Origin of the sequence: Sorangium sp. So ce693, from assembly GCF_051521375.1 — a bacterium.
GTDB classification, from domain to species: domain Bacteria; phylum Myxococcota_A; class Polyangia; order Polyangiales; family Polyangiaceae; genus Sorangium; species Sorangium atrum.
In genome coordinates this window covers 6891315-6902430 of the sequence record NZ_CP150347.1, presented here as the reverse complement: position 1 = coordinate 6902430, position 11116 = coordinate 6891315, and the positions used below count along the sequence as shown (strand labels likewise).

Genomic DNA, 11116 nt, shown 5'->3' with positions numbered 1-11116 from the left:
GTGGGGTCGTTTGAACCGCCAAGAAAACACAAAATCTTGGCGGGATGGGGGGATTCCCCCCAATCGGCCACCAACGTGAACGTTTACGTGGTCGTGGTCGTGGTCGTGGTCGTTCACGGCCTACCGTTGACGACCACGACCACGACCACGACCACGACCACGACTACGACCACGTAAACGTTCGGATGTAGGAGAACGCGGCGCGAAGCTTGGTTAACGCCTATGGGGATTCCCCCATTAGCCCGAGTCGCGCTCTCTGACTCGCGCTCTTCCTCACCGGAGCGAGATCTGGTGCGCGAACTGCGACTCCTCGAAGGAGTAGGCCCAGAGCGACGTGTCGCGCTCGTCGTAGAGCCAGGCGTGGACGCGCGGCCCGCCTCCCTGCGCCAGGAGCGGGTAGGTGAGCAGGTGATCGAGCTGGGTCAGCACGTTCTCCTGGGCCGTCACCTCGCGGAGGGCGTCGCGGTGGAGGCCGACGTAGTTGTGGCGCACGAGGTCGATCGTGGCGCGCGCCGCGGGCACCTGCGACAGGAGCCCGAAGGCCTGCCGATCGCGTTCCCCGTCGAGGAGCACCTCGAGCGCCGCGCACCGGACGTGGCCGCAGATCACGACGTCGTGTGTCTCCCGCATCGAGAGCGACAGCAGGAGCGAAGCATTCTCGCTCTCGGCGTTGTCCTTCCAGGGCGCCACGAGGTGCGCCGGCGATCGGACCTGCGCGCAGGGCACCCCGTCGGCAGCGAGCCCCATCCGTCCGAGGGGGAGCGCGGCGTCGAAGCATGAGATCAGCAGCGTATGGCGGGGATCCAGCGCTGCGGTTGCGCGCCGCCGCCGCGTCGAGGCGGGGGCCTCAGGTGACCTGCTGTTCGAGAGCTGCATCGGTTCTCCTCGCGGACCAAGAGCGGTCCCCGCATGAGTCGGAACGGGGGCGCGTCAGGTTCCCGCGCTCTGCGCGTCATCAGGCGAGGGGGAGCGGCGAGGGGAACCGGCGCGGGGCGAAGCGGGCGAACAGGACGAGGGAAACCGGGCGCGCGTCCACGGCGCGAGGCGGCCGAGCGGCGGCGATCCGAGGCCTTCCGCCCTGCGCGGCTGCCCCCGCGCAGGGCGGCCGGTCCGCGCGGGCGCTTCCGCCGCCCTCACGCCTCTCCGACCTCGCTCGCAAACGCCTGCGCGGGGTCGGCCTGCCTCGGCGCCTCGCCCGGAGGCGCCTTCTGGACGAGGGCCCGCTTCCATCGCCCCGAGGCGTAGTAGGCGGTGCCCGTGATCATCGACACGACGAAGCTCGCCGCGATGGCGTACCAGACGCCCTTCACGTTGCGCATCTCGCGCGAGAGCCAGTACGCGAGCGGGGCGCGGACGACCCAGAGGCTGAGCAGCGTCGTCGCGGTCGTGACCATGGTCGCGCCGGCGCCGTTGATGATGCCGTTGCTCACGAAGGTGAGGCCGAAGAACACGTAGCACGCGCCGACCGTGTGCAGGTACGACACGCCGAGCTCGATGACGGCCGGATCGGTGATGAACACCCTGAGGAGCGCCTCGGGGAACGCGACCGCCACCGCCGAGATGAGGAGCGTCATCCCGCCGCTGAACAGGCAACCCCACGCGAAGATCTCGCGCACGCGGCCGTGGTGCCCCGCCCCGAGGTTCTGCCCGGCGAGCGTCGATATCGCCATCCCCATGTTGATCGCCGGCAGGAAGGCGATCTGGTCGATGCGCGAGGCCGCGCCGAACGCTGCGGTCGCGATCTCCCCGAACCCGTTCACGATCCCCGTCACGACGACCATGCCCAGCGCCACCACCGACTGCTGGACGGCCGCCGGCGCGCCGATACGGAGCGTCTTTCGGATCGTCGGTCCGAGCTGGCCGAAGCGCGGCCAGCTCGGCGCGATCGGCGACCTGCGGGCGTGGAGGTGCAGGTTGAGCGCCACGAGCGCGATGGCCTGAGAGACGAGCGTGGCCCAGGCCGTCCCGTTCAGGCCGAGCTCCGGCAGCCCCAGCCGCCCGAAGATGAGGAGCGGGTCGAGGACGGTCGTCAGCGCGACGGACCCGAGCAGGAAATAGAGCGGCGTCTTGGAGTCGCCGGTGCCTTGCAGCATGCTCCGGAGCGCGAACATGCCGAAGCTGAACGGCAGCGAGAGCAGGTAGATGCGGAGATAGCTGACCGACGGCGCGAAGACGTCGGCCGGCGTGTCCATCGCGCGGAGGATCTGGGGCGTGAAGAGCTCCCCGAGGGCGGTCAGCAGGAGGCCCAGGCCGTAGATCAGCACGGTGGAGCCGTCGACCACGCGCCGCAGCTCATCGAACCGCCTGGCGCCGAAGCTCTGCGAGACGAGGATGTTCGTTGCCAGGGTCATCCCCATCCCGACGCCGAAGATGGTGAAGATGACCGGGAAGCTCACGGTGACGGCCGCCAGGGCCGCCGTGCCCAGGAACTGACCGACCCAGATGGCATTGATGAAGCTGTAGGTCGTCTGAAGGAAGCCCCCGATCAGCATCGGGAGGGAGAAACTCACGATATGTCTCGGGATACTGCCTGTCGTCAGGTCGGTTCCAAACTTCGATTGCATCAGGTTCCTCGCCTGGGAGCGGGTGGAAAGCGGCCTCGTGGTGGCCTGTTCAGTCGCGGCGTAACGTAGCGAACGCGCGGCGACAGTCCACCGTCCACCCCGCTGGCGCGCAGCTTGCAGTCCGCCGACGCCGCTGAGCGCTCGAGCCCAGTCCAGGCGCGCCAGCGAGGAGAAACGACATGTCGAAAGCGAAGTCCGCGAGCGCTTCCCGGAATCCGGGAGCGCGGCCCGCGTCGTCCGGGCCTTCCGAGGCGTCCCTGCCGCTGGCGCTCACCGCGGCCGAGCAGGACCTCCTGGGTCGCGCTCTCCGGTTCCTCGTCAACGTCCAGGCGGCGCCGTTCATCGCGCGGGCGCGTCGCGAGGGCTACGCGGCGAACGAGCACCGCGAGGGGTGGCGGCTGTTCAAGCTCGCCGCGGGCGAGCAGCGCCCGCTCGAGCACCTCTTCGCGGAGGCCGCGGTGGAGGCCGCGAGCGGCGGGGGCGTCGAGGGGGCCGAGCGGATGCAGCTGCTCCGGGAGGTCGACGTCTTCGAGAACACGTGGTTCCCGCGCACGCGCGCGATCATCCGCCGCGTCGTGGCGCGCGAGAGGCGCGAGGGCTTCGAGGCCGCGTTCTTCAAGCACCTGGAGCCGCAGCCGCTCGGGTCGACGGTGACCACGTCGGTCGGGACGTACCTCCGCCGCCTCGAGGGGCTCGCCAGGAACAGCGATGGTGACGCGAAGAAGGTCCACAGGACCCTCGCGGCGCGCGGGCTGACCGAGGCGAAGGTGCAGCAGGTGCGCGATCTGCTCGCGAGGCTCGAGGCCGGCGCCGGGGCGCAGGCGCAGCCGCCTCGGGTGCCGGCGGCCGAGCTGGCGAGGGCCTGGCGGGAGCAACGGGAGGGGCTCGAGGGCCTGCGGGACTGGTTCAACGACTGGGCGACGACGCTCCGGCAGGTCTTCCCGGTGAAGGCGCAGATCCAGCTCGGCCTCACGGCCGTGCGGCGCACGGCGGCCGCCGCCGGAGAGGTGATCGAGGAGGACGTGCCGCTCGACGAGGACAAGGGCGCCGAGGGCGAGGCCGCCGGCGCGGAGCCGCTGCTCGGCTGACGCTCTTCGGCCGCCGCGGTGCCGGACCGGCGCCCGCGGCGCCCACGCCGCCAGCGCAGATCCCGCGCGCAGGCGCACAGATCACACAGGGGGCGGACGACGGGAGCCCGGGCGGCGCCAGGCCGCGGAGGCGGTACGCAACCGCTTGCTCTCTTCCGCAATGGTTTGCGGCATCCGGCAACAGGTCGCGCTCCGGGGGCCCCGGCGGGACGTCCCGCACGGCACGAGCACGGCTGCGCGCAGGTGGCCGCGCTGCGGGAGGGGCTCCTCGCCCCGTCCACTCGGCTCGTCGTCCGAGCCACGACCCGGGTCGTCGCCCGAGCCGCGGTTCGAGATTGTCGCCTGAGCCATGACTGGGCACGTCGCCTGAGCCACAGCCCGGCTCCTCGCCTGAACCTGAGCCATGACTGGACTCGTCGCTGAGCCATGACTGGGCACGTCGCCTGAGCCACAGCCCGGCTCCTCGCCTGTGCCACGACTCGGTGCCTGGGAATTACCGCAATACCGAGCGGCCTGAAATGGCGGAAGAAAAGGAGGAGATCGACGGGAGCGCTGGCGTCAACTGGTGTGCAAGGAGAGGGGCTGACGCATCGGAGGCGAGGACACCGGACGATGTGGGGAGGTATGCTATAGAAGCTTCAACAGGCAGCGACGGTTGGCTGCTTGAGCATCGGTCCGGGTACGCCGTCGGGTTCTCTCGCCAGAGCGGCGCGACGAATTCGACATTCAGGAGCGTTGCGTGTCGACAGGGGGTGGGGACGTTTCGTCCGGAGCCGCCGCGCGGGCGTGGCAGCGATCGGAGGGGCCAGGATGAGCCGCGAGACCCTCGCGCCAGGGACGGTGTTCCAGGGTCGCTATGAGATCCTGTCCTGCTGCCGAGCGAGCGGCCGAACGGTCGTTTACAGGGGGCGGCGCATCAGGGGCGGTCGGCCGATCGTCCTCCAGATCCTCCGCCTGCCTCGGGATGGAGACGGCGGGCACCACTCGCGGCGCTCCGCCTCGCGGTTCCTGCGGGAGATGCGCTCTGGCACACGGCTCCAGCACTCCCCGATCATCCGGCCCGTCGACTGGGGGCACGCCGGCGAGGGGCAGCTCTATACCGTCTTCGAGCTCATGCCGGGACACACCCTGCGGGAGGTGATGCCCGCGCCGGACGACCCGCGGCAGCCCGCGCTCGGCGCGACCCTGCCGCAGGCGACGCGCGAGCTCGAGGAGGCGCCGCACCGCGACGCCGAGGCCCAGGAGCAGAGACAGCCGGACCGACCGGGATGGAGCGGAATCCGTGGCGAGCCGACCGAGACGACGCTCGCGCTCGCCGGCCTGGCGCCCACGGAGGCGTCGGCCGGCGCGACGTTCGAGGAGCGAGCGCGCGAGGCCGCAGCTCCGCCGGTACACGTCGCGCACGACGAGCACGACGAGCACGCCGCAGCCACGGTGGGGGGAGCGACGGTGGGGGGGGCAACGCCGACGGGGAGCGATCCGGGCTCCGCGCTGCCGGACGTCGGCGGGATGATCAAGCACTACGAGATCATCCGCAAGCTGGGCCGGGGAGGCATGGGGATCGTGTACCTGGCCAGGGACACGAAGCTCGGGCGCCTCGTCGCGATCAAGCTGCTGCTCGAGTTCAGCGGGCAGGGGAACGAGCGCTTCCTGGACGAGGCGCGGGCCACGGCGCGCTGCCGTCACGAGAACATCGTGGTGATCCACGAGGTGGACGAGATCCGCGGCCACCCGTACCTGGTGCTCGAGTACATCAAGGGCCGCACGCTCAGCGAATGGCTGGCCCAGCGCGAGCACCCGAGCGCGCCAGGGCCGCTCGCCGCGATAGGGCCGTCTGGCCCGATGTCGCCCGGCCAGGTGGTCGAGCTGATGATCCCCGTGATCCGCGCGCTGGTCTGCGCGCACGAGCTCGGGATCGTGCACCGCGATCTCAAGCCCGAGAACATCCTCATCGACGACACGGGGAGCATCAAGGTGCTCGACTTCGGGATCGCGAAGCAGCTCGACGTCAGGGTGATGTCGACGCTCACGGGCGCGCAGGCGACGCTCGCGCGAGGCCGCGGCGATGGCCACCGGAGCGGGCTCATCGGCACGCCGGCGTACATGTCGCCGGAGCAATTGCTGGGCGGGGACGTCGATCCTCGCAGCGACCTCTGGGCCGTGGGCATCCTCCTGTACACGCTGCTCGTGGGGGTGCACCCGCTCGATCCGTTCTCGGTCGCGCGGCTCGCCGACATCGTGAAGCTCGATCTCCCGATGCCGCGCGTGGCCGCGCGGCGCCCGGACGTGGGCGCGCTCGGCGACCTGGTCGATCGCTGCTTGAAGAAGCGCAAGCACGAGCGCATCGGCTCCGCCAAGGAGCTGCTCGCGGAGCTGGAGGCGCTGCTGCCCGGTCGAAAGGCGCTCGAGCTGGGCGACGACGAGAGCCCTTTCGCAGGGCTGTCCGCGTTCCAGGAGTCGGACGCGGCGCGCTTCTTCGGCCGCGATCGCCAGATCGCCGCCACGACGACGCGGCTGCGCTACCAGCCGCTCCTCACGGTCGTCGGCCCGTCGGGGGCGGGCAAGTCGTCGTTCGTGCGCGCGGGGGTGATCCCGGCGTTGAAGCGCTCCAGCGAGCGGTGGGAGACGTTCATCGTGCGGCCGGGGCGCCGGCCGCTGTCGGCGCTCGTCGATGTGCTCGCGCAGGTGGCCGAGGCCGAGGCGGCCAGCTCGGGGTCCGGAGCGGCCGAGCTCGCCGACCACGACGGGATCGTCGCCACGCTGCGCGCGCAGCCGGGGCACCTGGGCGCTCGGCTGCGCGCGCGCTGCCGCCGTGAGGGGACGAGGCATCACGCCCTGCTCTTCGTCGATCAGTTCGAGGAGCTGTACACGCTCGGCGCCAGCCGCGAGGAGCGGGCCGCGTTCGTGGCCTGCCTGGAAGGCGTGGCCGACGACGCGTCATCGCCCCTCCGCGTGCTGCTCGCCGTCCGCTCCGATTTCCTCGATCGCATGGCCGATGATCACGACTTCGTGATCGACGTGACGCGCGGCCTGTCGCTGCTGCCGCCGATGGGGCGCGACGGCCTGCGCGACGCGCTGACGAGGCCGCTGGAGGCGGCCGGTCATCGCTTCGAGACGGCCGCGATGGTCGGGGAGATGCTGGGGACGCTCGAGAGCACGCGCAGCCCGCTGCCGCTCTTGCAGTTCACGGCCGCGAAGCTGTGGGAGGCGCGGGATCGCGAGCACCGGCTGCTGACGCGAGACAGCTACGAGAGGCTGGGCGGCGTGGCCGGCGCCCTGTCCGCGCACGCGGACGCGGTGCTCTTGGCGCTGCCGGCGCGTGAGCATCGGCTGGCCCGGGCGGTGCTGGTGCGCCTCGTCACGCCCGAGCGCACGCGCGCCGTGGTCAGCCTGGAGGAGCTCCACGGGGTGGCGCAGAACGGCGAGGGGCCTGCGGGCGAGGCGATCGATCAGGTGGTCCAGCACCTGGCCGGCGCGCGGCTGCTGCTGATCGAGACCGGGGGCGAGCGGGAGGGCACGACGGTGGAGCTCGTGCACGAGTCGCTGATCGAGCGGTGGCCCAAGCTCCGGCAGTGGCTCGCCGAGGGCGAGCAAGACGCGCAGTTCCTGGCCCGGCTGCGCGCCTCGGCGCAGCAGTGGGAGGCGAGCGGCCGGGCCGAGGGGCTGCTCTGGCGCGACCGCGCGGCCCAGGACGCGAGGGCGTGGTACGAGCGCCGGCGCGCCGCGCAGGGCGCCGACGGGCGAGCGGGGCTGGGCAAGCGCGAGGAGCGCTATCTCCTGGCCGTGGTGGAGCTCGCCGAGCGCGCGCGGCGCTTGCGGCGGCAGCTCGCGATGGGCGTGATCGCGACGCTCAGCGCGTTCGCGGTCATGGTGTCGTACCTGGCGATCCGCGCGCAGGCGGACGCGCAGCTGGCGCGCAACGCCACCCGCATGGCCGCGGCGCGCGAGCTGCAATCCGATCCGACGACGGTGCTGGCGCTCCTGCGGGAGGTCGAGCCGCCCGAGGTGCCGCGCGGGTGGGCCACCCTCGCGCGCTGGGCGCTGCACAGCTGGGTCGCGCGCGTGGTGCTCACCCATCCGGATTTCGTCATCCGCGCGGCGTTCAGCCCCGACGGCAAGCGCATCGCGACGATCTGCGCGGACAGGGCCGTGCGGGTGTGGAACGCCGATGGCACGGGCGAGCCGCTGGTCTTTCGTGGCCACGAGGGGCCGATCAACTCGGTGGCGTTCAGCCCCGACGGCGAGCGCATCGTGACGGCGTCGGACGACAGGACAGCGCGGGTGTGGAGCGCCGAGGGGACGGGCGAGCCGCTCGTCCTCCGCGGTCACGAGGAGGGGCTCTATTCGGCGGCGTTCAGCCCCGACGGCGGTCGCATCGTGACGTCGTCGTTCGACAGGACCGCGCGGGTGTGGAAGGCGGATGGCACGGGCGAGCTCCTCGTCCTTCGGGGTCACGCGGAGCCGGTCTATTTCGCGGCGTTCAGCCGCGACGGCGGCCGCATCGTGACGTCGTCGTTCGACAGGACCGCGCGGGTGTGGAAGGCGGATGGCACGGGCCAGCCGGTGGTCCTGCCCGGTCACGAGGATGCCGTCTACTCCGCGGCGTTCAGCCCGGATGGCAAGCGCGTCGTCACGGCGTCGTGGGACAAGACGGCGCGGGTGTGGAACGCCGACGGTACGGGCGAGCCGCGGATCCTGCGCGGTCACGAGGATGTCGTCTACTCCGCGGCGTTCAGCCCCGATGGCGAGCGGATCGTCACGGCGTCGTGGGACAAGACGGCGCGGGTGTGGAACGCCGACGGCACGGGCGAGCCGCGGATCCTGCGTGGCCACCAGGATCGGGTCTACTCGGCGGCGTTCAGCGCCGACGGCAGGCGCATCGTCACGGCGTCCTATGACAAGACGGCGCGGGTGTGGAACGCCGAGAGCACGGGTGAGCCCCTCAGCTTCCGCGGGCACGAGGATGCGATCTACGCTGCGGCGTTCAGCCCGGATGGCGAGCGCGTCGTCACGGGGTCATGGGACAAGACGGCGCGCGTGTGGAAGGCCGACGGCTCGGGAGCGCCCGTGATCCTCCGTGGGCACGAGGATGCGGTGTTCTCCGCGGCGTTCAGCCCCGATGGCAGGCGCGTCGTCACCGCGTCCGACGACAAGACAGCGCGGATGTGGAACGCCGACGGTTCGGGAGAGGTGCTGGTGCTCCGCGGTCACGACAACAGGGTTCGCTCTGCGGCGTTCAGCCCTGACGGCAAGCGCATCGTCACGGCGTCATGGGACAAGACAGCGCGCGTGTGGAACGCCGACGGGTCTGGAGAGCCCGTGACGCTCCGTGGTCACGCGGACCGGGTGCGCTCGGCGGCGTTCAGCCCCGACGGCAAGCGCGTCGTCACCGCCTCGTATGACAACACGGCGCGTGTGTGGAACGCCGATGGCACGGGCGAGCCGGTGGTCCTGCGAGGGCACGATCGCTGGGTCGTATCGGCGGCGTTCAGCCATGATGGCAAGCGCGTCGTCACGGCGTCGTGGGACAAGACGGCGCGTGTGTGGAACGCCGACGGCACAGGCATGCCCGTGGTCCTGCGCGGTCACGAGCACTGGGTCAATGCTGCGGCGTTCAGCCCCGACGGCAAGTATGTCGTCACCGCGTCCGACGACAGGACGACGCGGATATGGAATGCCGACGGCACGGGCGAGCCTCTCGTGCTGCGCGGGTCCGACGCGCCCGTCAACGCCGTGGCGTACAGCCCCGATGGCAAGCGCATCGTCACCGGGTCCGACGACAAGGTCGCGCGGGTGTGGACCGACCTCGAGCCGCTCCGCGGCGTCGATGACCCGAAGCTGTGGACGGCGACGACCTACTGCATGCCCGTCGAGCGGAGGATCGAGCTCCTTCGTGTGCCCGAATCCGCCGCCCGGGCGAGCCAGGAGGCCTGTCTGCGGCAGGTCGCCGCGGTCCGCGCGGACGCGCCGGGAGGTCAGGTGGATTCAGGGGGCCGGCTGGGCAGCACGGCCGGCCGATGACGATCACCCATCCATCGAGCGCACGCAGGCTCACGCCCGCGAATCCGCGCGCCCTCACGCCGCCCGCAGCCGCCAGACCGCGGGCCGCACCAGCAGGAGCGGCGCTGCGAACCCCGCGATGACGAACGCCCAGACCGTCGCCTCCACGCCGATCCGCCCCGCGAGCCAGCCGGCTGCCAGCGTTCCCGCCGGCAAGAGCGCCCCGGTGAGCACGTGGAGCGTGGCGTCGACCCGGCCGAGCACGTGCAACGGCAGCATGGATTGCCGGGCGCTCACCGCGTGGATCATGAAGGCCATGAGGAACGCGTCCCCGACGAGCTGGTGCACAACGAGGGCAGGGATCGCGAGCCGCCCGAGCTGCGCGGCCAGCGGGATGAGCGCGCAGCCGGCCTGACTCATGAACAGGCTGAGGATCATCGCCGGCCCGGCGCCGAGGCGTCGGCCCAGCCAGCCCGCGAGGAAACTGCCGCCCAGCGCGCCGATGCCGCCCACGCTGATGATCAGCCCGACCGTGGTCGTGTCCAGCTGCAGATGCTCCAGGAGATAGAGCATGTACAGCGCGGAGAAGGCCCCGCCGAGAAGGAGCGCGTGGGCGCCCATCGCCAGGAACGTCGCCCCGACCACGGGATGGCCCAGACCGTGGCGCAGCCCCACCCGGAGATCCTCGACCAGCGAGGCGCCCCCGTCGCCTCCGCCGCCCGCGGGGACGGCCGGCGCCTCCGCCGCCCGGATGCGCCCGAGGAGCGCCGCCGACACGAGATACGACAGCGCGTCCACCACCATCGTCACCGGCGCCGTCAGCGCCTGGATCAGGATGCCCGCGGCGCCGGGGCCCGCGATCTCCGCGGCGGCCTCGGTCCCCTCCAGCCTGGCGTTCGCCTTGACCAGGTGTTCCTGCCCCACCAGCGCCGGCAAGTAGGCGTTGTCGGCTATCTGAAACAGGGAAGTGGCCATGCCCACCAGCGCGGCCACCACGGAGAGCTGGAGCAGGGTGAGCGTGCCGGTCCAGGCCGCGATCGGGACCGAGAGGATCAGCGCCGCCCGCGCGAGATCCGCGCCGACGAGCAGCGGCCGCTTGCGCGAGCGATCGACGAGCCCGCCCGCGAAGAGGCCCACGAGGACGCCCGGCGCGGTGGACACGGCGGAGAGGACCGCCACGCCCGACGCGTCGGCCCCGAGGCTCACGATGGCGATCACGGGCAGCGCCGTCCGGCTGATGCGGCTGCCCACCGCGCTCACGGCCTGCGCCGCCCAGAGGCGCAGGAAATCGGGGTGGCGCGACAGGCCGGCGGGCGGGGAGGACATGGACCGGGGCGCGAGCAGAGCAGAAAGAGGAGGGAAGGAGAAGCGCGCACTATCGAACATGGCCGCCCAAACGGCTCTTCATATGCCGTCGCCACGTCGACACCGTCCATCGAGGACGCAGCTCGCTGGATCGCGCCG

The 11116-nt window shown here is 71.7% G+C and carries 5 protein-coding genes; 2 read left to right on the top strand and 3 right to left on the bottom strand.

Annotated features, from left to right (window positions below; translation table 11 throughout):
• Nucleotides 1-273: 273 nt before the first annotated feature.
• Both WMF14_RS25575 and WMF14_RS25570 read right to left on the bottom strand, forming a co-directional pair.
• On the bottom strand, nt 274-876 hold the full coding sequence (locus tag WMF14_RS25575) for a carbonic anhydrase (RefSeq protein WP_437790237.1): 603 nt from the start codon (nt 874-876) through the stop codon (nt 274-276).
• A gap of 257 nt (nt 877-1133) precedes the next feature.
• A complete protein-coding gene (locus tag WMF14_RS25570; RefSeq protein ID WP_437790236.1) occupies nt 1134-2510 on the bottom strand; it encodes an MATE family efflux transporter in 1377 nt (458 codons plus the stop codon).
• 233 nt (nt 2511-2743) lie between these two features.
• On the opposite strand from WMF14_RS25570, the gene WMF14_RS25565 reads away from it, so the two are divergent.
• Together WMF14_RS25565 and WMF14_RS25560 are read left to right on the top strand one after the other, a co-directional pair.
• Nucleotides 2744-3652, top strand: a complete 909-nt coding sequence (locus WMF14_RS25565; protein WP_272093469.1) for a hypothetical protein — start codon at nt 2744-2746, stop codon at nt 3650-3652.
• 810 nt (nt 3653-4462) lie between these two features.
• A complete protein-coding gene (locus WMF14_RS25560) occupies nt 4463-9673 on the top strand; it encodes an nSTAND1 domain-containing NTPase (RefSeq protein ID WP_437790234.1) in 5211 nt (1736 codons plus the stop codon).
• 54 nt (nt 9674-9727) lie between these two features.
• Here WMF14_RS25560 and WMF14_RS25555 read toward each other — a convergent pair whose 3' ends face one another.
• Nucleotides 9728-10978 carry an MFS transporter gene (locus WMF14_RS25555; RefSeq protein ID WP_437790233.1) on the bottom strand — a complete coding sequence of 417 codons (1251 nt, stop codon included), beginning with the start codon at nt 10976-10978 and terminating at the stop codon, nt 9728-9730.
• Nucleotides 10979-11116: the final 138 nt, after the last annotated feature.